Annotated in this window: 23 protein-coding genes and 1 pseudogene; 21 read left to right on the forward strand and 3 right to left on the reverse strand. The window is 68.3% G+C overall.

Annotated features, from left to right (window positions below):
- Nucleotides 1–3 precede the first annotated feature (3 nt).
- The 21 genes and pseudogenes from HHL11_RS08500 (at nucleotide 4) to HHL11_RS08605 (ending at nucleotide 21,023) form a co-directional block, all read left to right on the forward strand.
- The gene (locus HHL11_RS08500) at nucleotides 4–1,650 is read left to right on the forward strand and encodes a ShlB/FhaC/HecB family hemolysin secretion/activation protein (RefSeq protein ID WP_169417969.1); all 1,647 of its coding nucleotides are present in this window, start codon (nucleotides 4–6) and stop codon (nucleotides 1,648–1,650) included.
- 35 nt (nucleotides 1,651–1,685) lie between these two features.
- Nucleotides 1,686–2,102, forward strand: a complete 417-nt coding sequence (locus HHL11_RS08505; RefSeq protein ID WP_169417970.1) for a gamma-butyrobetaine hydroxylase family protein — start codon at nucleotides 1,686–1,688, stop codon at nucleotides 2,100–2,102.
- A gap of 13 nt (nucleotides 2,103–2,115) precedes the next feature.
- Nucleotides 2,116–2,847: a bifunctional demethylmenaquinone methyltransferase/2-methoxy-6-polyprenyl-1,4-benzoquinol methylase UbiE gene (gene ubiE, locus HHL11_RS08510; protein ID WP_169417971.1), complete on the forward strand. Its 732-nt coding sequence runs from the start codon at nucleotides 2,116–2,118 to the stop codon at nucleotides 2,845–2,847.
- A 39-nt stretch (nucleotides 2,848–2,886) separates the two neighbouring features.
- A complete protein-coding gene (locus tag HHL11_RS08515) occupies nucleotides 2,887–3,852 on the forward strand; it encodes a Tim44 domain-containing protein (RefSeq protein WP_169417972.1) in 966 nt (321 codons plus the stop codon).
- Nucleotides 3,853–3,927: 75 nt separating this feature from the next.
- Nucleotides 3,928–4,506 (forward strand): ubiquinone biosynthesis accessory factor UbiJ, encoded by a 579-nt coding sequence (locus HHL11_RS08520; protein WP_169417973.1) that lies wholly within the window; start codon nucleotides 3,928–3,930, stop codon nucleotides 4,504–4,506.
- Complete coding sequence (gene ubiB, locus HHL11_RS08525) at nucleotides 4,503–6,062, forward strand: ubiquinone biosynthesis regulatory protein kinase UbiB (protein WP_169417974.1); 1,560 nt, start codon at nucleotides 4,503–4,505, stop codon at nucleotides 6,060–6,062. The genes HHL11_RS08520 and ubiB overlap by 4 nt, the downstream gene beginning before the upstream one ends.
- Before the next feature lie 62 nt (nucleotides 6,063–6,124).
- Nucleotides 6,125–7,594: a high affinity choline transporter 1 gene (locus HHL11_RS08530; RefSeq protein WP_169417975.1), complete on the forward strand. Its 1,470-nt coding sequence runs from the start codon at nucleotides 6,125–6,127 to the stop codon at nucleotides 7,592–7,594.
- Between the two features lie 123 nt (nucleotides 7,595–7,717).
- Nucleotides 7,718–8,047 carry an FmdB family zinc ribbon protein gene (locus tag HHL11_RS08535; RefSeq protein WP_169417976.1) on the forward strand — a complete coding sequence of 110 codons (330 nt, stop codon included), beginning with the start codon at nucleotides 7,718–7,720 and terminating at the stop codon, nucleotides 8,045–8,047.
- Nucleotides 8,048–8,054: 7 nt separating this feature from the next.
- Nucleotides 8,055–8,672 (forward strand): DUF502 domain-containing protein, encoded by a 618-nt coding sequence (locus HHL11_RS08540; RefSeq protein ID WP_169417977.1) that lies wholly within the window; start codon nucleotides 8,055–8,057, stop codon nucleotides 8,670–8,672.
- A 31-nt stretch (nucleotides 8,673–8,703) separates the two neighbouring features.
- Nucleotides 8,704–10,491 carry an aspartate--tRNA ligase gene (gene aspS, locus HHL11_RS08545; protein ID WP_169419963.1) on the forward strand — a complete coding sequence of 596 codons (1,788 nt, stop codon included), beginning with the start codon at nucleotides 8,704–8,706 and terminating at the stop codon, nucleotides 10,489–10,491.
- A 53-nt stretch (nucleotides 10,492–10,544) separates the two neighbouring features.
- Nucleotides 10,545–10,994 carry a dihydroneopterin triphosphate diphosphatase gene (gene nudB / locus HHL11_RS08550; protein WP_169417978.1) on the forward strand — a complete coding sequence of 150 codons (450 nt, stop codon included), beginning with the start codon at nucleotides 10,545–10,547 and terminating at the stop codon, nucleotides 10,992–10,994.
- The gene (locus HHL11_RS08555; protein WP_169417979.1) at nucleotides 10,991–11,719 is read left to right on the forward strand and encodes an endonuclease/exonuclease/phosphatase family protein; all 729 of its coding nucleotides are present in this window, start codon (nucleotides 10,991–10,993) and stop codon (nucleotides 11,717–11,719) included. The genes nudB and HHL11_RS08555 overlap by 4 nt, the downstream gene beginning before the upstream one ends.
- A 10-nt stretch (nucleotides 11,720–11,729) precedes the next feature.
- Nucleotides 11,730–12,947, forward strand: a complete 1,218-nt coding sequence (gene clsB, locus HHL11_RS08560; protein WP_169417980.1) for a cardiolipin synthase ClsB — start codon at nucleotides 11,730–11,732, stop codon at nucleotides 12,945–12,947.
- The gene (locus HHL11_RS08565; RefSeq protein ID WP_342593191.1) at nucleotides 12,944–13,972 is read left to right on the forward strand and encodes a ligase-associated DNA damage response exonuclease; all 1,029 of its coding nucleotides are present in this window, start codon (nucleotides 12,944–12,946) and stop codon (nucleotides 13,970–13,972) included. The genes clsB and HHL11_RS08565 overlap by 4 nt, the downstream gene beginning before the upstream one ends.
- Nucleotides 13,973–14,167: 195 nt before the next feature.
- A pseudogene (locus HHL11_RS34335) lies at nucleotides 14,168–15,110 on the forward strand (IS3 family transposase); the annotation flags it as partial.
- Between the two features lie 100 nt (nucleotides 15,111–15,210).
- Entirely contained in the window at nucleotides 15,211–16,911 is a 1,701-nt protein-coding gene (locus HHL11_RS08580; RefSeq protein ID WP_169417984.1) for an ATP-dependent DNA ligase, read from the forward strand.
- Between the two features lie 41 nt (nucleotides 16,912–16,952).
- On the forward strand, nucleotides 16,953–17,687 hold the full coding sequence (gene folE / locus HHL11_RS08585; protein WP_425355188.1) for a GTP cyclohydrolase I: 735 nt from the start codon (nucleotides 16,953–16,955) through the stop codon (nucleotides 17,685–17,687).
- Between the two features lie 8 nt (nucleotides 17,688–17,695).
- The gene (locus tag HHL11_RS08590) at nucleotides 17,696–18,118 is read left to right on the forward strand and encodes a BLUF domain-containing protein (RefSeq protein ID WP_169417986.1); all 423 of its coding nucleotides are present in this window, start codon (nucleotides 17,696–17,698) and stop codon (nucleotides 18,116–18,118) included.
- Between the two features lie 22 nt (nucleotides 18,119–18,140).
- Nucleotides 18,141–19,022, forward strand: a complete 882-nt coding sequence (locus tag HHL11_RS08595; RefSeq protein WP_169417987.1) for a DMT family transporter — start codon at nucleotides 18,141–18,143, stop codon at nucleotides 19,020–19,022.
- 3 nt (nucleotides 19,023–19,025) lie between these two features.
- The gene (locus HHL11_RS08600) at nucleotides 19,026–19,838 is read left to right on the forward strand and encodes a DUF429 domain-containing protein (protein WP_169417988.1); all 813 of its coding nucleotides are present in this window, start codon (nucleotides 19,026–19,028) and stop codon (nucleotides 19,836–19,838) included.
- Nucleotides 19,839–19,949: 111 nt separating this feature from the next.
- Entirely contained in the window at nucleotides 19,950–21,023 is a 1,074-nt protein-coding gene (locus HHL11_RS08605) for a flavodoxin family protein (protein ID WP_169417989.1), read from the forward strand.
- Between the two features lies 1 nt (nucleotide 21,024).
- On the opposite strand, the gene HHL11_RS08610 is transcribed toward HHL11_RS08605, so the two are convergent.
- Genes HHL11_RS08610 through HHL11_RS08620 form a run of 3 tightly spaced genes read right to left on the reverse strand, consistent with a single transcriptional unit; the run spans nucleotide 21,025 to nucleotide 24,982 of the window.
- On the reverse strand, nucleotides 21,025–22,677 hold the full coding sequence (locus HHL11_RS08610) for a SulP family inorganic anion transporter (protein ID WP_169417990.1): 1,653 nt from the start codon (nucleotides 22,675–22,677) through the stop codon (nucleotides 21,025–21,027).
- A 32-nt stretch (nucleotides 22,678–22,709) separates the two neighbouring features.
- Nucleotides 22,710–24,026 carry a sulfatase family protein gene (locus HHL11_RS08615; protein WP_169417991.1) on the reverse strand — a complete coding sequence of 439 codons (1,317 nt, stop codon included), beginning with the start codon at nucleotides 24,024–24,026 and terminating at the stop codon, nucleotides 22,710–22,712.
- Nucleotides 24,027–24,031: 5 nt separating this feature from the next.
- Nucleotides 24,032–24,982 carry a Bug family tripartite tricarboxylate transporter substrate binding protein gene (locus HHL11_RS08620; RefSeq protein ID WP_169417992.1) on the reverse strand — a complete coding sequence of 317 codons (951 nt, stop codon included), beginning with the start codon at nucleotides 24,980–24,982 and terminating at the stop codon, nucleotides 24,032–24,034.
- Nucleotides 24,983–25,034: the final 52 nt, after the last annotated feature.

Genomic DNA, 25,034 nt, shown 5'->3' on the forward strand with positions numbered 1-25,034 from the left:
AACATGAACCGAGGCAAGGTTAGGCCGCGGCTGCCGCGGCCCGCGGCCCTGGCCGCGCTGATGGCGCTGGCCACCGGCGCCGCCACCGCCCAGTCCCCCGCTCCGGCAGCCGGCGCCGCGCCGGCCACACCGCCGATGGCGTCGCCGGCCGCGCCAGCCGTGTTCCCCATCCGCGGCTTCGTCATCGAAGGCGAGAACCCGATCGGCGAGGCCGAGGCCAGCCGCGCGCTCGCGCCCTACGTCCGCCCCGACGCCACGCTCGAAACCCTGCAGCAGGCCACCGCTGCCCTCGAGAAGGCGCTGCGCGACGCCGGCTACGGCCTGCACCGCGTCGCCTTGCCGCCGCAGGAAGTGGGCGCCACGGTGAAGCTGAACATCGTGAAGTTCACGATCGGCAAGGTGGAAATCGAAGGCCGGCAGATCTACAGCGAGGCCAACATCCGCCACACCGTGCCGGAGCTGCGCGAAAACGAGAGCCCCAATTTCAAGCGCCTGGCCATCCAGACGGCCATCGCCAACGAGAACCCGAACAAGCAGATCCAGGTGGGCCTGCGCGAGTCCGAGGAGCCGGACCACATCGACGCCAGCATCAACGTGCGCGAGCAGCGGCCCTGGACCTTCGGCGCCTCGCTGTCCAACGCGGGCACCAAGGAAACCGGCCGCGACCGCTTCACGGTGTACGGCGGCCACACCAACCTGTTCGACCTCGACCACCAGGTCGTCTTCGCCTACACCACCTCGTTCGAGTCGATGGACGACGTGCGGCAGTTCGGCCTGGCCTACAAGGTGCCGCTGTACGAATACGGCGGCGTGATCGGCGCGAGCTACACCAACTCCGACGTGGTCGGCGACTTCGGCAGCTTCCGCAGCACCGGCGCCGGCCAGACCTTCGGGCTCACCTACACCTGGTACCTGCCGCCCCAGGGCGGCCGCCGCAGCTACGTCACCTTCGGCTTCGACGACAAGGTGTTCGACGCCTCGAAGGTCAACGACACGCTCGTGCCGGGCGCGCTGGATCGCCGCAGCCGGCCGCTTTCGGTCGGTTACACCGCCCGCACCGAGACCGACACCACGGTGTGGGGCTACGACGTCTCGCTGGCGGCCAACACCGGCACCGGCGACCACAACGACCTCGCCTCCTACCAGAGCGAGGACCCGCGGATCGAGACGGTGCACTGGAAGGCCGTGCGCGGCGGCGGCAGCTATGCCTCGCAGCTCACCGGCGGCTGGCTGTGGACGGCGCGCGGCCTGTACCAGTACAGCCCGGACGTGCTGATCTCCGGCGAGCAGTTCGGCCTGGGCGGCGTCAGTTCCGTGCGCGGCACCGAAATCGAGCGGCCGATCTCCGGCGACTCCGGCGTGTCCGCGACCCTGGAGGTCAGCACGCCCGAGGTGTTCCCCGGGCTGCGCTTCCTCGGCTTCATGGACGGCGGCTACCTCTGGAACAACCAGCCCAACGGCACCACCAAGCCAGCTAGCGATCGCATCGCCAGCCTCGGCCTGGGCTTCCGCTACCTGAAGGGCAACTTCAGCTTCTCGGCGGATTACGGCCGGCTGGTGGTGGGCAGCAAGGTGCCGCTGGCGTTCAACAGTTCGTCGCCGCAGAGCGGGGAAGACCGGTTCTACGTGAACCTCGGCGTTCGCTTCTGACGTCCCGGGTGCTGGCCACGCCCTACACTCGGGGCATGGCCGGCCTGCGCAACGACACTCCCGCCCCCGAATCCATCACCCTGCACGAGCGCTCGCGCGTGCTGGAGATCGGCTTCGCCGACGGCAACACCTTCCGCATTCCCTTCGAGCTGATGCGCGTGTATTCGCCTTCGGCCGAAGTACAGGGCCACGGCCCGGGCCAGGAGGTGCTGCAGACCGGCAAGCGCGACGTGGCGGTCGTGCAACTGGAGCCGGTCGGCAACTACGCCGTCAAGCCGACCTTCAGCGACGGCCACGACAGCGGCCTGTTTACCTGGGATTACCTGTATTTCCTGGGCAGCCAGCAGGCGCAGTTGTGGCAGGACTACGAACGCCGCCTGCAGGACGCCGGCGTGGACCGCGATGCGCCGATGGCGCCCAAGGGCCACGGCGACCACGCCTGCGGCCATTGAAAGAACAAACACGATGAGCAAGACCCATTTCGGCTACGAGACCGTCGAAGAGCGCGAGAAGGCGCGGCGCGTGCGCGGCGTGTTCGATTCCGTGGCGCCCAGCTACGACCGGATGAACGACCTGATGTCGCTGGGCCTGCACCGCGCCTGGAAGGCCTTCACGGTGCTGGTGGCCGACATCCGCCCGGGCCACCGTGTCCTGGACATCGCCGGCGGCACCGGCGACCTGGCCCAGGCATTTGCGCGCAAGGTGGGCCCGAGCGGGATGGTGGTGCACACCGACATCAACGCTTCGATGTTGCGCGTGGGACGCGACCGGCTGCTCGATGCCGGCCTGGTCCTGCCGACGACCGTGTGCGACGCGGAGAAACTGCCTTTCGCGCCCGAGAGCTTCGACCGCGTCAGCGTGGGCTTCGGCCTGCGCAACATGACCCACAAGGACCAGGCGCTCGCCGAGATGCACCGGGTATTGAAACCCGGCGGCAAGCTGCTGGTGCTGGAGTTTTCCAAGGTGGCGCGCCCCTTGGAAAAGGCGTATGACTGGTACTCGTTCAACGTGCTGCCGCGGCTGGGCCGGCTGGTGGCTGGCGACGAGTCCAGCTACCGCTACCTGGCTGAATCGATCCGCATGCATCCGGGCCAGGAGGAACTCAAGGCCATGATGAAGAAGGGCGGTTTCGGGCACGTGGACTATCACAACCTCACGGGAGGTGTGGCGGCACTGCATGTTGCAATCAAGTGCTGAGCCCGCAGTTGGGGGGACAAAGTGCAAGGAGCTAGGCCCATGAAAAAGATCTTCGGCATCCTGCTGGTGGCGGTGCTGGCGCTGGGCGCGCTGGACGCCGATGCGGCGCGGCGCCTGGGCGGCGGTGGCTCGCTCGGCCGGCAATCTTCCAACGTCACGCAGCGCCAGGCGCAACCGGCGCCGGCCGCGCCCACGCAGGCCGCGCCGAGCAACGGCATGCAGCAGCCGGGCGCCGCTCCGAGCGCCGCGCAGACGCTGCCGCAGCGCCGTCCCTGGGGCGGCATCCTCGGCGGCATCGCCGCCGGCCTGGGCCTGGCCTGGCTGGCCAACACCCTGGGCCTGGGCCCGGCCTTCGGCCAGTTCCTGGTGTTCGCGCTGATCGCGCTGGTGCTGTTCGTCGTGTTCGGGATGATGCTGCGCCGGCGCACGCCGCAGGCGCAGGGTCCGGGCTGGCAGGGCTCCACCGTGGACAACCCGCTGCAGCCGCGCGTGTACAACCCGGAGAAGGTGGGCAACGACGCCTCGGCCCGGCCCTGGGAACACGCCGGCTCCGGCATCCGCATCGGCTCCGGCCTGGAGCCCATGCCGCCCGCGGGCCTGTCCGGCTCGCAGAACTGGGGCGTGCCGGCCGGCTTCGACGCGGACGGTTTCCTGACGGCCGCCAAGCGCAACTTCGTGACCCTGCAGGACGCCTGGGACCGCGGCGACCTGAAGTCGCTGCGCAGCATGATGACCGACGGCATGCTGCGCGAGATCTCCGCCCAGCTCGGCGAGCGCGAGCGCCAGCCGGCCGGCCCGCAGAAGACCGAGGTGGTGATGCTCGAGGCGCAACTGCTCGGGATCGAGGAGATGGCCGGCGAGTGGATGGCCAGCGTGGAGTTCTCCGGCATGATCCGCGAGGACGTCTCGGCCGGGCCCAGCCCCTTCCGCGAGGTCTGGAACATGACCAAGCCCAAGGACGGCTCGCAGGGCTGGCTGGTCGCCGGAGTGCAAGCGCTCCAGTAGGTCGGGTGTTGAGCGTTGGGCGTTCAGCGGGTCCCCAAACGCTCAACGCCAAACGCTCGACGCCATAATCGCGGGATGTCTGCCACATCCCCCGCCTCCTTCTTCGACCAGCTGTTCGACCGCGTCGGCCAGCTGCTGCAGCCCCCGCCCTGGCTGGTCGAGGAACTGCAGCGGCGGCTGGTCCTCACGCTTAACCACGTCCTGCAGCAGGAACCCGAGGCGCAGGCGCGCCTGAAGCGCCAGTCCGGCCGGATGGTCGAGGCGCGCTGGCGCGTCTTCACCGTGCGCCTGCAGGCCACGCCCGCCGGCCTGCTGGACCTGGGCTCGCCCAACCAGGTGCCCGACCTGCTGCTGACCGTCACCGAGGATTCGCCTTTCGCGCTGGCCACGGGCGCCGTGCGCGGCGAGAAGCCCGCCATCCGCATCGAAGGCGACGTGCAGCTGGCCGCCGAGGTGCAGTGGCTGGTCGACCACGTCCGCTGGGATATCGAGGAAGACCTCGCGCGGGTGTTCGGCGACGCCCCGGCCCACGCCATCGGCCAGGTGCTGCGCCGCATGGGCGAGGCCGTGCGCCGCTTCGCCGGCGGCGCCCAGGCCAGCGGCCCCGACAACGGCACGGTGCCCCCGGCGGGCCCGGGGCAGGCGGGCGGATGACGCGGTATTTCCGCGCCGTCTTCATCCTCTGGGTGATCCTGCGCTACGGGCTGGACGAGCTGGTGCTCTCCGGCTTCCGGCTGCGCGGGCTGGCCCGGGTGGTGACCTTCGGCCGCAAGCTCGACGCCCCCCGCGGCCAGCGCTTGCGCCAGGCCCTGGAGCACCTGGGCCCCATCTTCGTCAAGTTCGGCCAGGTGCTGTCCACCCGGCGCGACCTGATGCCGCCCGACGTGGCCGACGAGCTCGCGCTGCTGCAGGACCGCGTGCCGCCCTTCCCCTCGGAGGTGGCCATCGCCACCATCGAGCGCGCCTTCCGCCGGCCGCTGGACGCCGTGTTCGAGACCTTCGACCGCGAGCCGGTGGCCAGCGCCTCCATCGCGCAGGTGCACTTCGCCACCCTGCGCACGCGCGACGGCCAGCTGCGCGAAGTGGCCGTGAAGGTGCTGCGGCCCGGGATGCTGCCGGTGATCGACAAGGACATCGACCTGATGCGAATGATGGCGCGCTGGGTCGAGAACCTGTCGCACGACGCCCGCCGGCTGAAGCCGCGCGAGGTGGTGGCCGAGTTCGACAAGTACCTGCACGACGAGCTGGACCTGGTGCGCGAGGCGGCCAACGCCGCGCAGCTGCGCCGGAACATGACCGGCCTGCACCTCGTGATGATCCCGGAGATGTACTGGGACTTCGTGCATCCCGAGGTGATGGTGATGGAGCGCATGAACGGCGTTCCCATCAGCCAGGCCGAGCGCCTGACGGCCGCCGGCGTCGACCTGCGCCAGCTGGCGCGCGACGGCGTCACCATCTTCTTCACCCAGGTGTTCCGCGACGGCTTCTTCCACGCCGACATGCACCCGGGCAACATCCAGGTGAGCCTGGAGCCGGGCACGTTCGGCCGCTACATCTCGCTGGACTTCGGCATCATCGGCACGCTGACCGAGCACGACAAGGAGTACCTGGCGCAGAACTTCACGGCCTTCTTCCGGCGCGACTACAAGCGGGTGGCGGAGCTGCACATCGAGTCCGGCTGGGTGCCGCCCGGCACCCGGGTCGACGAGCTGGAGGGGGCGATCCGCACCGTCTGCGAGCCTTACTTCGACCGGCCGCTGAAGGAGCTGTCGCTGGGCATGGTGCTGATGCGCCTGTTCCAGACCTCGCGCCGCTTCAACGTGGAGATCCAGCCCCAGCTGGTGCTGCTGCAGAAGACGCTGCTGAACATCGAAGGCCTGGGTCGGCAGCTGGACCCGAACCTGGACCTGTGGAGCACGGCCAAGCCCTTCCTGGAGCGCTGGATGCTGGACCAGGTGGGTCCGCAAAAGCTGTGGCAGGAGCTGCGCGACCAGGCGCCGCGCTACGCCAAGATCCTGCCGGAACTCCCGCACATGGTGCACCAGTACCTGAAGAAGGAACGCGGCATCATGAAGCGGGATGCCGACGAACTGATGGCGGAATTGAAGAAGACGAACCGCCTGCTGCAGGCGATGATCCACATCGTCCTGATCGGCTTCTTCGGCGCCGTGCTGGCGGCGCTGCTGGCCCTGCGGTATTTCTCGTCTTGAGCCCCGTCAACGGTTGGGCATAATCCGGCTGCCCGTGGAGGGGCTGCTTGGGGGACCATCGGATGAATATCACGCTCGTCGTCTTCGTGGTGCTGTACCTGCTCGGCACCCTCGGAATCGGCGTCTGGGCCGGCACGCGGATCCACAACACCACGGACTTCGCCATCGCCGGCCGCCGGCTGCCGCTGATCATGGTGGTGACCACCACCTTCGCCACCTGGTTCGGTGCCGAGACCGTCATGGGCATCCCGGCGCGCTTCGTCCAGGGTGGCCTGAACGCGATCGTGGAAGACCCGTTCGGGGCCGGCACCTGCCTGATCCTGGTGGGCCTGTTCTTCGCGGCCAAGCTTTACAAGCAGAACCTGCTGACCATCGGCGACTTCTACCGCCAGCGCTTCGGCCGCGGCATCGAGGTGTTCTGCTCCGGCGTCATCATCCTCAGCTACCTGGGCTGGGTCGCCGCGCAGATCACGGCGCTGGGTCTGGTGTTCTCGGTGCTGACCGACGGCGCCATGAGCGAGAAGGCCGGCATGATCGTCGGCACGATGGCGGTGCTGGTCTACGTGGTGATCGGCGGCTTCCTGGCCGTGGCCTGGACCGACTTCATCCAGATGATCGTGCTGGTGATCGGCCTTTCCGTCATCGCCTTCTTCTCGGCCGACCTGGCCGGCGGTGCCGGCAAGGTCCTCGACATGGCCAGCCACAAGGAGCTGTGGAACTTCTTCCCGGCGCCCAAGTTCACCGACATGGCGTTCTTCGTGGCGGCCGGCCTGACGATGATGCTCGGCTCCATCCCGCAGCAGGACGTGTTCCAGCGCGTGATGTCCGCCAAGGACTCCAACACGGCCCGGGCCGGCGCGGTGATCGGCGGCGTGTCGTACATCCTGTTCGCCTTCGTGCCGATGTTCATCGTGGCCAGCGCGGTCGTCGTCATGGGGGACAGCGCGATGGAGCTGGCGAAGAACGACTACCAGAAGGTGCTGCCCACCTTCGTGCTGACGAAGATGCCGCTGGTGATGCAGATCCTGTTCTTCGGGGCGCTGCTGTCCGCCATCAAGAGCACGTCCTCCGCGACCTTGCTGGCGCCTTCGACCAGCTTCGTGGAGAACATCCTGAAGAACCTGCGCCCGGGCATGAAGGACAAGCAGCAGCTGTTCGCCATGCGGGCCACGATCGTGATCTTCACGGGCCTGGTGCTGGTCTATGCGATCTCGATGCAAGGCACCCCCATTTACGAACTGGTGTCCGCCGCCTACCAGGTGACGCTGGTCGGCGCCTTCGTGCCGCTGGTGATGGGCCTGTACTGGAAGCGGGCGACCACCCAGGGCGCCATCTTCTCCGTGGCGCTGGGCGTGGCGGTCTGGATCCTGTTCTTCCCGCAGGTGAACGAGCCCCTGTCCAGGATGTTCCCGCAGCAGCTGGCCGGCCTGGTCGCCGCCTTCGTGGGCATGATCGTGGGTTCGCTGGCGCCGCAGAAGCTGCGCAACCGCCACGAGGCGGCTCATCACGTGGCCGGCCTGCCGGCGGCATAACGGGCGCACGAGATCCTGGCTTCCGCCAGGATGACCCCCTGGAACTCAACCCCTGGCCGGCTTGAGTTTCAGGGGGTCACCTATAATTGAGGGCTTTGCACCACACGACCTCCTGACCTAGCCATGCCCATCTACGCCTACAAGTGCGGCTCCTGTGGCCATGCCAAGGACGTCCTGCAGAAGATCTCCGACGCCCCGCTGACGGCCTGCCCGTCGTGCGGCGCCGACACCTTCGCCAAGCAGATCACGGCGGCGGGCTTCCAGCTCAAGGGTTCCGGCTGGTACGCGACGGATTTCCGCGGTGGCTCCAGCGCCGGCTCGGCGGCCGCCGACAAGCCGGCGGACAAGCCCGCCGATTCCGGCAAGAGCGACAGCAGCTCCACCCCGGCGGCCAAGTCCGACGCCCCCAGCGCCTCGGCCGGCAGCTGCGGCGGCTCCTGCGCCTGCCACTGACACCCCGATGGCTGCCCTGCGCAAGTGGCTGCTGGCGGGGCTGCTCGTCATCGTCCCCGTGGCCATCACCGCAGCGGTGCTGCGGTGGGTCATCGATACGCTCGACCAGACGCTGCTGTTCCTGCCGGATGCCTGGAACCCCGACCGCCTGCTCGGCACGCACATCCCCGGATTCGGCGTCCTGCTGACCCTGGCGGTGCTGCTGGTCGTCGGCGCGGTCACCAGCAACTTCGTCGGCAAGAAGCTGGTCACCATCGGCGACCGCCTGGTCTCGCGCATCCCGGTGGTGCGCGGCATCTACTCCAGCGTGAAGCAGGTCTCGGACACGCTGTTCTCCGAGAGCGGCAATGCCTTCCGCACCGCCGTGCTGGTGCAGTGGCCGCGCGCCGACGTCTGGACCATCGGCTTCGTCACCGGCACGCCCGGCGGCGACGTCACCAACTACCTGCGCGGCGAGGAATTCGTCAGCGTGTACGTGCCCACCACGCCCAACCCCACGGGCGGGTACTTCGTGATGCTGCGCAAGAGCGACTGCATCGAACTCAAGATGAGCGTGGACGACGCGCTCAAGTACGTCGTCTCGATGGGCGTCGTCTCCCCCCAACAGAAGATCACGCGGACCTGATTCCGCGTCAGCAAGGCTCCCCATGCAAAAGATGCGAACGACCTATTGCGGTCTCGTCACCGAGGCCCTCATGGGCCAGACCGTCACCCTGTGCGGCTGGGTCAACCGCCGGCGTGACCACGGCGGCGTCATCTTCGTCGACCTGCGCGACCGCGAAGGCTACGTGCAGGTGGTGTGCGACCCGGACCGCGCGGACATGTTCAAGGCCGCCGAGGGCCTGCGCAACGAGTTCTGCGTGCAGATCAAGGGCCTGGTGCGCGCGCGCCCGGAAGGCACCACCAACGCCAACCTCAAGAGCGGCAAGATCGAGGTGCTGTGCCACGAACTGGTCGTGCTGAACCCGTCCGTCACGCCCCCGTTCCAGCTCGATGACGACAACCTCAGCGAAACCACGCGGCTGATGCACCGCGTGCTGGACCTGCGCCGCCCGTACATGCAGAACAACCTGATGCTGCGCTACAAGGTGACGATGGAGGTGCGCAAGTTCCTGGACGCCAACGGCTTCATCGACATCGAGACGCCGATGCTGACCAAGTCGACGCCCGAAGGCGCGCGCGACTACCTGGTGCCCTCGCGCGTGCACGACGGCATGTTCTTCGCGCTGCCGCAGTCGCCCCAGCTGTTCAAGCAGCTGCTGATGGTGGCCGGCTTCGACCGCTACTACCAGATCACCAAGTGCTTCCGCGACGAGGACCTGCGTGCGGACCGCCAGCCCGAGTTCACCCAGATCGACGTGGAGACCTCCTTCCTGCAGGAAGACGAGATCCGCACGATGTTCGAGGGCATGATCCGCAACACCTTCAAGAACGCGATCGGCGTCGACATGCCGGCCTTCCCGGTGATGAAGCACGCGGACGCCATGCGCCTGTACGGCTCCGACAAGCCGGACCTGCGCGTGAAGCTGGAGTTCACCGAGCTCACCGACGTGATGAAGGACGTGGACTTCAAGGTCTTCTCCGGCCCCGCCAACGCCGCCGACGGCCGCGTGGTGGGCCTGCGCGTGCCGCAGGGCGGCGAGATGAGCCGCGGCGAGATCGACGGCTACACCGAGTTCGTCAAGATCTACGGCGCCAAGGGCCTGGCCTGGGTCAAGGTCAACGACATCGCCAAGGGCCGCGATGGCCTGCAGTCGCCGATCGTCAAGAACCTGCACGATCGCGCCCTCCAGGAAATCCTGGCGCGCACCGGCGCGCAGAACGGCGACCTGGTCTTCTTCGGCGCCGACAAGGCCAAGGTGGTCAACGACTCGATCGGCGCGCTGCGCGTGAAGGTGGGCCACAGCGAGTTCGGCAAGTCGCACGGCCTGATCGAAGGCCAGTGGAAGCCGCTGTGGGTGGTGGACTTCCCGATGTTCGAGTTCGACGACGACGCCCAGCGCTGGAACGCGGTGCACCACCCGTTCACCTCGCCGAAGGACGGCCACGAGGACTGGCTGGAAACCGACCCGGGCCGCTGCCTGGCCAAGGCCTACGACGCGGTCCTGAACGGCATCGAACTCGGTGGCGGCTCGGTCCGGATCCACCGCGAAGAGGTGCAGAGCAAGGTGTTCCGCGCGCTGAAGATCGACGAAGAGGAAGCCAAGCTGAAGTTCGGCTTCCTGCTGGACGCGCTGCAATATGGTGCGCCCCCGCACGGCGGCATCGCCATCGGCCTGGACCGCTTCGTCATGCTGATGACGGGCGCCGAATCGCTGCGCGACGTGATCGCCTTCCCGAAGACGCAGCGCGCCCAGGACCTGCTGACGCAGGCCCCCGGCCCGGTGGACGAAAAGCAGCTGCGCGAACTGCATATCCGCCTGCGCAATCCGACACCCGCCTGACACGGGCATGCGGCAGAATGAAAGGCACCTTCGGGTGCCTTTTTTCTTGCCGCATGCAGAGGCCTTTCAAGATCCCGCAATCCGTCCTGGTCGTCATCCACACGCCGGCGCTGGACGTGTTGCTGATCCATCGTGCCGATTCGCCCGGTTTCTGGCAGTCGGTCACGGGATCGAAAGACCACGAGGACGAGGCGTTCGCGCAGACCGCGGCCCGCGAGGTGATGGAGGAGACCGCCATCGACGTCACGACCGGCCAGCTCAGCGACTGGGATCTGGAAAACGTCTACGACATCTACCCGCATTACCTGCACCGCTACGCGCCGGGCATCACGCGCAACCGCGAGCACGTGTTCGGCCTGCGCGTGCCGGCCGGCACGCCGGTGACGCTGAACCCGCGCGAGCACACGGCTTACCAATGGTTGCCATGGCGGGAGGCGGCGGACACGTGCTTCTCCCCTTCCAACGCCGAAGCGATCCTGATGCTGCCAGAATTCCAGACATGACAGTCCTGCGGATCGCCACCTACAACATCCACAAGGGGGTGCAGGGCCTCGGCCCGGCGCGGCGGCTGGAGATCCACAACATCGGGCATGGCGTGGAGCAGCTCGATGCGGACATCGTCTGCCTGCAGGAAGTGCGCAAGCTCCACCGGCGCGAGCAGCGCTACTTCACCCGCTGGCCCGAGCTGCCGCAGGCCGAGTTCCTCTGCCCCGAGGGCTACTATGCCGTCTACCAGACCAACGCGGTCACCAAGCACGGCGAGCACGGCAACGCACTGCTGTCACGCTGGCCCGTGGTGTCGCAGGGCCACGAGGACATGTCGGACCACCGCTTCGAGCAGCGCGGCCTGCTGCACGTGCAGGTGCGGGTGGGCCGGCGCGACGTGCATGTGGTGGTGCTGCACCTGGGGCTCATCGCGGGCAGCCGCCAGCGCCAGATCGAGCAGATGGCGCAGTTCATCGAGCGCGAAGTACCCCGCAAGGCGCCGCTGGTCGTCGCGGGCGACTTCAACGACTGGGGCGGCAAGCTGCGGCCCCTGATGTACGAAAACGGCTTTCGCGACTTCATCGGCGAGCGGGCGCTGACCTATCCCTCGCGGCTGCCGCTGACGCAGCTGGACTACGTCTACGCCCGCGGCCTGAAGCCGGTGGGCATCCAGATCCCGCGCGGGCGCGTCTGGTGGCGCATGTCGGACCACCTGCCGCTGATCGCGGAGTTCAAGCTCTAGGCGAGGGCGCATGGCGCGCGGCATTCCTCCCCTGCGTCCCGGCCACGAGCTGCAACTGCTGGAAGGCAGCCGCGAATTCTTTCCCGCCCTGGTCTCCGCCATCGACGCCTCCCGCAGCGAGGTGCTGCTGGAGACCTACATCTTCGACTTCACCGGCAGCGCCACCGAGGTGGCGTATGCGCTGGAGCGGGCCGCCCGCCGCGGCGTTGCGGTGCGGGTCGTGGTGGACGGTTTCGGCACGCCGGAGCTGCCCCCGGCCTGCGTCGCGCGCTGGGACCTGGCCGGCGTGCAGTGGGCCGTGTTCTCGCGCCCGGGCTTCTTCGGGCTGCTGATGCCGGGCCAGTGGCGCCGGCTGCACCGCAAGCTGTGCGTGGTGGACGGCGAGGTCGGCTTCTGCGGCGGCATCAACATCCTCGACGACTTCCACGACCCCAACCACGGCGAGCTGGCCTCGCCGCGCTTCGACTTCTCGCTGCGGGTCGGCGGGCCGCTGGTCGCGGAGATGCGCGCCACGATGCACCGGCAGTGGAGCCGCATCGAAGCCATCGGCCAGCTGCGCAAGGCGCGGCTCGCGGGCGCGCTGGGCTTCGTGCGCGCAGTGGCCAACGAGCGGCGCGGGCACGTTACCCCGCCCACGCACAGCGACCCCAATGCGCGCGCCGCCCTGCTGCTGCGCGACAACCTGCGCAACCGCGCGGTGATCGAGCGGGCCTACCTGCGCGCGATCGGCCGCGCGCGCAGCGAAATTGTCATCGCGAATGCCTATTTCGTGCCGGGCGGGCGCCTGCGCCGGGCGCTCGTGAAAGCCGCCAAGCGCGGCGTGCAGGTGAAGCTGCTGCTGCAGGGCCGCTACGAATACTTCATGCAGTACTACGCGGCGCGGCCCGTGTTCGGGGTGCTGCTGGCCGCCGGCGTGCAGATCCACGAGTACGCGCCCAGCTTCCTGCATGCCAAGGTGGCGGTGGTCGACGGCCGCTGGGCCACGGTGGGTTCGTCCAACCTGGACCCGCTGAGCCTGCTGCTGGCGCGCGAAGCGAACGTGGTGGTCGATGACGCGCGCTTCGCCGCGCACCTGCGCGAACGCCTGGCCTACGCGATGCAGCACGAAGGCAAGCGCATGGAAGCTTCGGAATACGAACGCCGGCCGCCGTTGCAGCGCGGCAAGGAATGGCTGGCGCGGATGATCATGCGCATTGCGCTGATCGTGCAGGGGAAGACGTACCGGTGAACGGCGACCTGGTGGTGCAGAGGCCGGAGGGCTTGTATTGCCCGCCGGGCGACTTCTACATCGATCCGTGGCGGCCGGTGGCGCGGGCGGTCATCACGCACGCGCATTCCGACCACGCCCGCTACGGCATGGGGCACTACCTGGCCGCGGCACCGTCCGAAGGCGTGCTGCGTTCGCGCCTGGGCGACATCGCGCTGCAGACCCTGGCCTACGGCGAGCGGCTGCGGCACCACGGCGTGACGGTGTCGCTGCACCCGGCCGGCCACGTGCTGGGCTCGGCGCAGGTGCGGCTGGAGCACGAGGGCCGCGTGTGGGTGGCGAGCGGCGACTACAAGGTGGCGCCCGATCCCACCTGCGCGCCCTTCGAGCCGGTGCGTTGCGACGTCTTCATCACCGAGTCGACCTTCGGCCTGCCGATCTACCGTTGGTGCCCGGACGACGAACTGTTCGCGGACATCAACGCCTGGTGGGCGCGCAACATCGAACACGGCCGCGCCAGCGTGCTGGCCTGCTACAGCTTCGGCAAGGCGCAGCGCGCGCTGGCGGGGGTCGATCCGTCCATCGGCCCCATCATCGTCCACGGTGCGGTGCAGCCGCTGAACGCCGCCTACCGCGCGGCGGGTGTGGCGCTGCCGGAGACGCGAATGGTCACCGAGGTGAAGGACCGCGCGGACCTGCGCCGCTGCCTCGTCGTCTGCCCGCCCAGCGCCGCCGCCAGTCCCTGGATGCGCCGCTTCGGCGATGCGCAGGTGGCCTTCGCCAGCGGCTGGATGCAGGTGCGCGGCAACCGCCGCCGCGGCGGCTACGACCGCGGCTTCGTGCTGAGCGACCACGCCGACTGGCCCGGGCTGCTGCAGGCGATCACCGCCACCGGTGCCCAGCGCGTGATCGTCACGCATGGGAGCTCCGCGGTGCTGGTGCGCTACCTCCGCGAGCACGGCCTGCAGGCGGAGGCTTTCGAGACCGAGTACGGCGACGACGTGGTGGAGGCCGATTTGCAGGCGGGGCAGGAGGAGGCTGCGTGAACTTCCGGACTTCTGAACTTCCGGACGCAAAGGGCGCAAAGGGCGCAAAGGGCGCAAAGGTACGCAAAGGACGCGAAAGAAATCCATGTGACCCGTCCTGAATTGAGTTGACACCTTTCTGTCTTCAGAAAGGAAATCTCAAGTGGATCAATGGGTTAGGAGAAGTCGCTACGACTACACACTGACGTTCAAGTTGAGGCCGTGCTGGAGGTCCTGAAGAAAGACTACGGGGTCGTGCCCGTAAAAAAGCTGTCAGGCAAGTCCTTGCGCAAGAGCTCGTCCAAGGGCTCAACGTGACGAGGGCTTGCCGCCACATCGGGATCAGCCGGCAGGCGTATTACAAGGGCCTTGCGTGCGAATTGAAACGCACCAAGGAGCACGCCACGGTCATCGAACTGGTGAGCCTAACCCGGCAACGCCAGCCGCGGATCGGCGCGCGCAAGCTGCACGGCTTGCTGCAGCAGCCGCTTGCGCACCAGGGAATCAAATTGGGACGCGACGGGCTGTTCGAAGTGCTGCGCGACGCGGGCATGCTGGTGCCGCCCAAGCGGGCCTATCACAAGACGACGCACAGCCATCACCATTTGCGCCGCCATCCCAACCTGTTGAAGACCGGCGTCGAAGGTCAAGTCGTACCGAGCGGCTGCGAGCAGCTGTGGGTTGCAGACATCACCTACCTGCCGACCCGAGAAAAGACGGTGTATCTGAGCTTGGTGACGGATGCGTATTCACGCAGATCGTCGGCTGGCACGTGCACTCCAGCCTGCAGGCCGAAGAGGTCAGCCGGGCGTTGAAGATGGCCTTGCGCCAGCGCCTGGTGCACCACTCGGATCGAGGCCTGCAGTACTGTTCGGCCCCCTATCAATCGATCCACCGGCGGCATCGGATCACCTGCTCCATGACCTACGGCTATGACTGCTACCAAAACGCCTTGGCAGAGCGCGTCAGCGGCATCCTGAAAATGGAATTGCTGCTGCGCCGGTCTGCCAACCTGCAGCAGGCAACCGCCATGGTTCGAGAGTCGATCTCCATCTACAACGAGGAACGGCCACACAACTCGCTGGACGACAAAATGCCCGATGCCGTGCACCGGGCCTCCCTGGCCGCCCAGAAACGCAGAGAATTCAGCCCCGTATAGGTGTCAACCTATAGCAGGACGGGTCAATGAATTCCTTTTGCGATTTTTGCGAAACCTTTGCGCCCTTTGCGTCCGGAAGTCCGGCTGTTCCATCCCCAGAATGAAGCGTTTCGCCCGCCTCTTCAGCGAGCTCGACTCCACCACCTCCACCAACGAGAAGGTGGAGGCGCTCACGCGCTACTTCGCCGAAGCGCCCGCGCACGACGCGGCCTGGGCCGTCTACTTTCTCGCCGGCGGCAAGCCGCGGCAGGTGGTGAAGACCGCTTCGCTGGTGGGCCTGGCCTGCCAGATGGCGCAGATCGAGCCCTGGCTGTTCGACGAGTGTTACCAGTCCGTGGGCGACCTTGCCGAGACCATCGCGCTGGTGCTGCCGCGCGGCGACGAGACCTCGGACATCGGCCTGGCCGAGTGGATGGAGCAGCGCTTGCTGCCCCTGCGTGGCCTGCCGGACGAAGAAGTGGCACGCCGCGTCGCCGGCTACTGGCAGGAGCTCGATGCGCTCGGCCGCTTCCTCCTGACCAAGCTGGTGGGCGGCGGCTTCCGCGTCGGCGTCAGCAAGCTGCTGGTGCAGCGCGCCCTTGCCACGCACGCCGGCATCGACGCCAAGCGGGTGGCGCAGCGGATGATGGGCTACACCGACGGCAAGCAGGTCCCTTCGCCCGAACGCTACCGGGCGTTGGTCGCGCAGGTGGAAGAGGGCGCGAGCGAGCAGCCTGACGAAGGCCAGCCCTATCCCTTCTTCCTCGCGCACCAGCTGGACCTGCCGCCGGAGCTGTTCACCGCGCGCCTGGGCCCGGTGGACGAGTGGATGGTGGAGTGGAAGTACGACGGCATCCGCGGCCAGATCGTCAAGCGCCATGGCAAGGTCTGGGTCTGGTCGCGCGGCGAGGAACTGGTGACCGAGCGCTTCCCGGAACTCGTGGCGCTGGCGGCTTCCCTGCCCGATGGCACCGTGGTCGACGGCGAGATCCTCGTGTGGAATGCCGAAGCCGAGCGGCCCGCGCCCTTCGCCTTGCTGCAGCAGCGCATCGGCCGCAAGAACCTGACGAAGAAGATCCTGGCCGAGGCGCCGGTCGGCTTCATGGCCTACGACCTGCTGGAGCAGGATGGCGTGGACGTGCGCCCGCTGCCGCAGCGCGAGCGCCGCGCGCGGCTCGAAGCGCTGTTGCAGGACACGCCGTTCCGCATCTCGCCGGTGGAGAGTGCGCCTTCGTGGCTGGAGTTCGCGCGACAGCGCGAGCGCTCGCGCGAGCTGGGCGTCGAAGGCTTCATGTTGAAGCGCCTGGACGCCGCCTACGGCACCGGGCGCACCAAGGCCGAAGGCCTGTGGTGGAAGTGGAAGATCGAACCCATGACCATCGACTGCGTGCTGGTGTACGCGCAGGCGGGGCATGGCCGCCGCTCTTCGGTCTACACCGACTACACCTTCGCGGTCTGGAACCGGGCGCCGGCCAGCAAGGAGGAGGCCGAAGCGGTGCTGGACGCGATCGCCCGCAAGGAGCCGCCGCAGCCGGGCGCCTTGCAGCTGGTCCCTTTCGCCAAGGCCTATTCCGGCCTGACCGACGAGGAGTTCCGGCAGGTCGACGCCATCATCCGCAAGACCACCATCGAGAAGTTCGGCCCGGTGCGCAGCGTCCGGCCCAGCCTGGTGTTCGAGCTGGGCTTCGAGGGCATCCAGCGCAGCGGCCGCCACCGCAGCGGCATCGCCGTGCGCTTCCCGCGCATGCTGCGGATCCGGCAGGACAAGCCGCTGGAGGAGGCGGATACCCTGCAAGCCCTGGAACGCCTGCTGGGTTCGTGACGTCCAAGGGCGCGTCCAAACCCTTGGTGTTAAAGTCCTCCATGCTCATGAAAGCCGATCCGTCCAGCCAGCTGACCCAGGCCGCCCCCGACGAGGGAACGCCTGTTTCGGTGAAGATCCGCGAACGCATCCAGCAGGCGAAGAAGCGCTTCCACTCCAACGACAACATCGCCGAGTTCATCGAGCCCGGCGAGCTCGAACTGCTGCTGGACGAGGTCGAGTCCAAGATGCAGACCGTCCTGGACAGCATGGTCATCGACACCGCGAGCGACCACAACACCAGCAACACCGCGCGCCGCGTGGCCAAGATGTACCTCAACGAGGTCTTCCGCGGCCGCTACGTCAAGGCGCCGCCCATGACGGAGTTCCCGAACGCGGAGCACCTGAACGAGCTGATGATCGTCGGCCCGATCACCGTGCGCTCGGCCTGCAGCCACCACTTCTGCCCGGTCATCGGCAAGCTGTGGATCGGCGTCATGCCCAACGAGCACACCAACGTGATCGGCCTGTCCAAGTACGCGCGCCTGGCCGAATGGATCATGGGCCGTCCGCAGATCCAGGAAGAGGCGGTGGTGCAACTGGCCGACCTGATCATGGAAAAGACGCAGCCCGACGGCCTGGCGGTCGTCATGGAGGCGAGCCACTACTGCATGGCCTGGCGCGGCGTGAAGGACATGGACAGCAAGATGATCAACTCCGTCATGCGCGGCGTGTTCCTGAAGGACGCTGCGCTGCGGCGCGAATTCCTGGCGCTGATCCCGCGCCAGGGCCAATAAGGAGACCCATGCTCGTTCGCCTCCTGTACTGCAGCCGCGCGGTCGACACGAGCGCGGACGCGATCGAGTCCATCCTCTCGCAGTCGCGCCACCACAACCCGGTGAGCGGCATCACGGGCATCCTCTGCTACGGCGGCGGCATCTTCCTGCAGGCCATCGAGGGCGGCCGCATGCAGGTGAGCGACCTGTTCGGCACGATCCAGAAGGACGCGCGCCACCAGGACGTCGCGCTGCTGCACTACGAGGAAATCTTCGAGCGGCGCTTCGGCGGCTGGAGCATGGGCCAGGTGAACATGTCCAAGCTGAACCACTCGGTGGTCCTGAAATATTCCGAGAAGCCCGAGCTGGACCCGTACAGCGTCTCGGGCAAGGTCTCGCTAGCGCTGCTGGAGGACCTGATGGCCTCCGCTTCCATCTGCGGCCGCGGCTGATGCCCGCGCAGTTGCCGGTGCGATGCCGCTAGGCGCGCTGGCGCTGGTCCTGCTTGCCGGGGTCATCCACGCCAGCTGGAACATCGCGGCCAAGAAGGCCGGCGGCGACGTCCGCTTCGCTGCCTTCACCACCGTCATTCTTTGCGTCGCCTGGGCTCCGCTGGGGCTGTGGCTGGCCTGGGAAGTGCTGCCGTCCTGGGGCATGCGTGAATGGGGCCTGCTGGCCGCCAGTGCCTTCCTGCATTCCATCTACTACCTGACCCTGCTGCGCGGCTATCGCAAGGCGGAGCTCACGGTGGTCTACCCGCTCGCGCGCGGCTCGGGGCCCTTGCTGTCCTCGCTGGCCGCGGTGCTGCTGCTGGGGGAGCAGCTGTCGGCGCTCGGGGCGCTCGGCATCGCCGGCGTCGTGGGCGGCGTGTTCCTGATCGCCGGCGGCCCCGTGCTCTGGCGCCGCAGCCGCGACCCGCTGGAGCGGGTGCGCGTGCGCAAGGGCGTGGTGTACGGCGTGCTGACCGGCGCCTTCATCGCCGGCTACACGGTCGTGGACGGCTATGCCGTCAAGGTGCTGCTGATCTCGCCGATCCTGCTGGATTACATCGGCGCCTTGCTGCGGCTTTTCCTGGTCGTGCCGCCGGCCTTGCGCGACCTGGAGGAAACGAAGCGGCACTGGCTGGCGCAATGGAAGTACGCGCTGTTCGTCGGCGTGCTGAGCCCCGTGTCTTACGTGCTGGTGCTGTACGCGATGCGCACGGCGCCGCTGTCGCACGTGGCGCCCGCGCGCGAGGTGTCCATGCTGTTCGCGGCGCTGATCGGCGGCCAGATGCTGGGCGAAAAGGATCGCGGCATCCGCGTGCTGGGCGCGTTCTGCATCGGCGCCGGCGTGATGGCGCTCGCGCTGGGCTAGGCCATGAGTCTTCTCCTCGGCTGCGATTTCTCCAGCACACCCACGCGGCGCAAGCCCATCGTGCTGGCGCTCGGCCACGCGGCAGGGGGCCGGGTGCAGCTGACGAAGCTGGAGAAGCTGGAATCGCTGGCCGCCTTCGCCGACTGGCTGCGCCAGCCGCAGGCCTGGGTGGGCGGCTTCGACTTTCCCTTCGGCCTGCCGCGCGAGCTGGTGGAGCACCTGGGCTGGCCCACCGAGTGGCGCGAATGCATGCGGCATTACGCTTCGCTCTCGCGGCCGCAGATCCGCGCCACTTTCGCGGCCTACTGTGACGCGCGGCCCGCGGGCTCCAAGTTCGCGCACCGCCGTTTCGACAAGCTGGCGGGCTCCAGCCCCTCGATGAAGTGGGTCAACCCGCCGGTCGCGTACATGCTGCATGCGGCCGTCCCGCTGCTGCTGGAGGCCGGCGTGCACATGCCTGGGCTGCACGCAGGCGACCCGCAGCGCGTGGCGCTGGAGGCCTATCCGGGCCTGCTCGCGCGTGAGCTCATAGCACGCCGCAGCTACAAGAGCGACGAGAAGGCCAAGCAGACGCCGGACCGGCTGATCGCCCGCAAGGACCTGCTGACCGCGCTCGAGCAAGGCCGCACGCGGCTGGGCCTGCGCCTGAAGCTCACCCATGCGCAGGCCGACGCGCTGGTGCAGGACGCCAGCGGCGACAGCCTGGATGCCGTGCTCTGCCTGGTGCAGGCCGCCTGGGCCGCGCAGCATGGCGCGCCGCAGTACGGCTTGCCTGCCGACCTGGACCCGCTGGAAGGCTGGATCGTCAGCGCCTGAACGGGCCCCGGCCGTCGTGCGCTTTCGCTGGCTCCCTGTAGGCTGGGTTCGCGCAACGACCCCGGCAAACGGCCGACCCGCGCGACGCACGATCGCCGCTAAGGTGGCCCGATGTCCATCGACGTCCGCAAGGGCCAGGCGCCCCCCATGCACAGCCGCGAAGTGTTCCGCGAACGCTTCCGCGCCCGTTTCTTCGACCCCGCCTTCCGCCAGGAAGACCGGGCGCTAGACCGGCTGGAAGAGATCGCCTGGAAGGCCTACACCGAAGGCCGCAAGGCGCCGGTGACGCGCAAGGCCGGCGGCGAATTCAAGGACCCGAACTACGACCTCTCGGTGGAGTGGTACGAGACCCGCAACAAGCTGCTGGCCGCGCAGCAGCGCTGGGGCGAGGCCGCCACGCCTTCACGCGTGCTGGTTGTCAACTGCGCGACGCGCAACGACGGCACCTGCCCGGGCGAGATGTCCAAGAGCTTCCGGCTGGCGCAGATCGCCCGCGGCGAGCTGGGCGAGGGCGGGATCGAAGTCGATTTCCTCGACCTCAGCCTGATCGCCTCCGACTACGACCGCCACATCCATGCCTGCAAGGGCTGCGTGTCGACGGCCATGCCGCTGTGCCACTGGCCCTGCAGCTGCTACCCGAACCACAGCACGAACCAGGTGAACGACTGGATGGCCGAGATCTACGAGAAGTGGGTGTCGGCGCATGGCGTGCTGCTGGTGACGCCCACGCACTGGTACACGACGTCCAGCCCGTTGAAGCTGATGATGGACCGGCTGGTGTGCGCCGACGGCGGCAACCCCGATCCCACCACCACCGGCGGCAAGGACCCGGAGAAGGCGAAGCAGCTGGAGCTGGAAGGCTGGCCCTATCCGAAGCACCTCGCCGGCCGCGCCTACGGCGTCGTGGTGCACGGTGACGTCGCGGGCATCGAGGGCAACCGCCGCGCGCTGTGCGACTGGCTGGACTGGATGGGTCTCATCGACGCTGGCAATACCGCACGGCTGGACCGCTATATCGGCTATTACGAACCCTACGCCACCAGCCACCAGGCGCTGGACGCCGACGAGGCGATGCAGGACGAGGTGCGCAACGTGGCGCGGGCGCTCACCCAGGCCGTGCGCGACTTGCGGGCCGGGAAGTTGAGCAACCCGGGCAAGGATTTGCCGCGGCCGCGGCCGAAGTAGCTCAGGGACTCAAGCGCCCGAAGGCCAGCAAGGCCTCCGTGTCCGTGCGGTACATCTTCAGCAGCGGGCTGTCGCTCAGCACGCCCGCGCGCTGCAGCACCCGCTCCACCGGCAGCTTGATGCCGCTGATGTGCAAGGTGATGCCGCGCTCGGCCAGCATCTTGCGCATCTGCCCGAACATCTCGACGCCGGTCGCGTCGACGCGGTTGATCGGCTGCGCGAACAGGCAGACGTGGCGCACCTCGGGATGCGCGGCGAGGTGCTCGACGATCTCGCGCTCGATGGCCGTGGCCGACGCGAAGTCCAGCTCCGCGTCCATGCGCAGTGCATAGAGCTGCGGCGCCAACGGCGGCAGCTTCCACAGGTGGCGATCGCGCAGGCTGCCGTCCGGATGCAGGCCCACCTCGATGATGCGCGGGTGCAGCCGCAGGTAGAGGAAGTGCGCCAGGCCCACCAGCACGCCGGTCAGCACGCCCCAGTAGATGCGCGGCGCCGACAGGATGGTGACGGCGAAGGTGGCGAGCCCGGTCGCGGCCTCGACCTTGTCGATCCGCCACAGGCCGACGAATGTGCGCGGCTTGAACAGGCTGGACACCGCGGCCACCACCACCGCGGCCAGCACCGACTTCGGCACGTGCGCCAGCAGCGGCGTCAGGAACAGCAGCACCAGCAGCACGAAGCCGGTGGCGAACACCGTGGCCCAGGCCGTGCGCGCGCCTGCGTACAAGGTGAGCGCCGAGCGCGAGAAGGACGTGCTGGTGGCAAAGGCGCCGGACAGCGCTGAGACCAGCTTGCCCACGCCCTGGCCGACCAGGTCCTGGCTGGCGTCCCAGCGCTTGCCGTCCCGCTGGTTCTCGATCTTGGCGCTGGACGCCATCTCCAGCGAGCTCACCAGCGTCAGCACCAGCGCCGGCGCGATCAGCGAGGAGAACTGGTCCCAGCCCGGCCAGGTGGGCCAGTAGGGCGCGGGCAGGCCGCGCGGCAGCGGACCCACGACCATGCCGTTGGGCGAATAACCGGTGAAATAGCTCAGCGCCGCCGCGGCCGCCAGCACGATCAGCATGATCGGCAGCTTGGGCCAGAAGCGCTTGGCGAGAATGAACAGCGCGAGGCTCACCAGGCCATAGGCCAGCGCCTGCGGGTCCAGCCTGGGCGAATGCAGCAGCTGCGACAGCGAGCCTTCCAGCCCCAGCAGCGAGGGCAGCTGCGAGGCGATGATCAGCAGCGCGGCGGCCTGGCTGAAGCCGGCCAGCACCGGCGAGCTGACTAGGTTCAGCACCCAGGCCGCTCGCAGCGCCCCGACGGCAAACTGCAAGGTGCCGGCCAGCAGCGCCAGCCAGACGGCCAGCGCGACCCAGCTGGCGCTGCCCGGCTGCGCCATGCCGATCAGCGAGGCGCCCACCAGCACGCTGCTCAGGGCCGAAGGGCCGACCGAGAGCCGAGTGGACGCGCTGAACATCACGGCGGCCAGCGCCGGCAGGAAGGTGGCGTACAGGCCCGTCACGAGCGGCATGCCGGCCAGGCCGGCGTAGGCCACCGATTGCGGGATCATGACGACGGCGACGGTGATCGCCGCCATGGCCTCGCCGCGCAGCAGTTCCTTGCTCGGTCGAGGCCAGTTCAGGAAGGGGAACCAGCGGGACAGTGGAGGCATCGCCCCGAAGTATGCCTGCCCGCGCGAGCGGCTCATCGCTGCGGCATGTCCTTGACCCCGTAACCCAGGCTGACGGTGGCGTCCTCGGGGATCGGAGGCATCGTCTGGTTCCAGTTTTCCCAGGCTTCGCGCATCGCGGCCAGGCGCGCCGGCTGGCGGCCCGCCTGGTTGGCCCGCTCGCGCTCGTCGGCCGGGATGTCGAACAGGTAGTCGTGGCCGTCCACCCGCAGGTACTTCCAGTTGCCGTCGCGCAGTGCGCGCTGGCCGCGGTGGTTCATGCGCCAGTGCAGCGGGCGCGCGAACTCCTGCTTCGGGTCGCGCAGCACCGGCAGCAGCGACACGCCATCCAGCGGATACGCCGGGTCGGCCTGCGCGCCGGCTGCCTCGATGACAGTGGTCGACCAGTCCATGGTCATGCACTGCTGGCGGCTCACGCTGCCAGGCGGGATGACGGCCGGCCAGTGCGCGATCCACGGCACGCGGATGCCGCCTTCGGTGAGGTCCATCTTGCCGCCCACCAGTGGCCAGTTGTCGGAGAAGCGTTCGCCGCCGTTGTCGCTGGTGAAGATGACCAGCGTGTCGCGCTCCAGGCCGTGCCGGCGCAGCGCCTGCATCACCCACCCGATGCCTTCGTCCATGTGGTGGATCATGCGGCGGTAGGTGTGGATGTTGCCGCCGTGCAGGTGGAACAGGTTGTCCTTCACCTCCTGCGCCAGCGCGGCGTCGTCGCGCGTCTCCCAGGGCCAGTGCGGCGCCGTGTAGTGCATGCTGAGGAGGAAGGGCTGCTTGTCCTGCGCGACGCGATCGATGAAGTCGATGGCGCGCTTCGAGATCAGGTCGGTGAGGTAGCCTTCCTCCGCCTTCTCCTCCTCGCCGAACCACAGGTCGTGCACGCCGTTGCTGCTGCAGTGCGTGAAGTAGTCGACGCCGCCCGACATGGGGCCGAAGAACTCGTCGTAGCCGGAGCGCAGGGGACTGAAGTGCGGCGGGTAGCCGAGGTGCCACTTGCCGATCAGCGCGGTGCGGTAGCCGGCCTTCTTCAGCAGCGAGGGCATGGTGGGCACCTCGGGCGGCAGGCCCAGCGTGGTGCTGCCGCGGCTCTTGCTGTTGATCGGCTCTTCCGCCGCGCCGCGCAGCCGGTACTGGTAGCGCGCCGTCATCAGCGCGAAGCGCGTGGGCGAGCAGACGGGCGAGTTCGAATAGCCCTGCGTGAACTGGATGCCGTTGGCGGCGAGCCCGTCCAGCACGGGCGAGACGGGGCCGAACTCCGCCTCGCGGCCGCCGTAGCAGCCCAGGTCGGCGAAGCCGAGGTCGTCGGCAACGATGAAGATGATGTTGGGACGTTGCATGGTGTTCAGGGCTGGTAGCCGGACTTCTGCACCACCGGCGCCCACTGCGCGCGGTAGGCCTTGAGCATGGCGGCCGTCTGGGCCTGGGTGGCGACCACGGGCGTCATCTGCAGCTCGGTGAAGCGGCGTTGCGTGTCGGGGTCGCGCATGACGGCGACGATCGCGTCCGAGTAGCGCTTCACCTTGTCGGCCGGCATCGCGGCCGGCGCGAAGAAAGCGTTCCAGCCGGTCGCCGCGAGGTCGAGCCCGGACTCGCGGAAGGTAGGCACGTTCGGCGCGATGGGCGAGCGCTTCGCGCCCGATGCGGCCAGGATGCGCAGCTTGCCGGCCTCGTGCTGCGGCAGCACGACGTCCAGCGTGTCGATCGAGACCGGCACCTGGCCGCCGATCAGGTCCGAGATCAGCGGCGCGGAGCCGCGGTAGCCCACGACCTGCGCCTTGACGCCGGCTTTCTCGCCGATCATCAGCGCGAAGAAGTGCGGCAGGCTGCCGGTGGCCGGCACGCCGAAGTTGGCCTTTTCCGGGTTGGCACGCAGCCAGGCGAGCAGGTGCGAAAGTTCCCGCACCGGCACGGCGGCCCCGACGCTCAGCGCGAACTCGTAGTCGTTGACGTGCGAGACCGGCACGAAGTCGCGGTCCGGGTCGTAGCCGTTGTCCTTGAACACGAGCGGCGCCACCAGCATCACGGCGGGGTTGGCGATCATCAGCACGTTGTCGCCGGGGCGCGCGGCCTTGACCTGCTGCGCGGCCAGGCGGCCGCCGGCGCCGGTCTTGTTCTCCACCAGCACGGTGATGCCCAGCTTCGCCGCCAGCTTGTCGCCGACGATGCGCGCCACGCGGTCCGTGGCGCCGCCCGGGGCGAAGCCGCTGACGATGCGCAAGGTTTCAGGCGCTTGCGCGTGCAGCGCGCCGGCGGTGCTGGCCAAGGACGCGGCCAGCAAGGTTCTTCTCTGCATGTTGTCTCCTGGTGTCGATCGCACCACGTGCAAATGTATTCTGGCGACAATC

It is taken from the genome of Ramlibacter agri (genome assembly GCF_012927085.1).
In the GTDB taxonomy this organism is placed as follows: Bacteria; Pseudomonadota; Gammaproteobacteria; order Burkholderiales; family Burkholderiaceae_C; genus Ramlibacter; species Ramlibacter agri.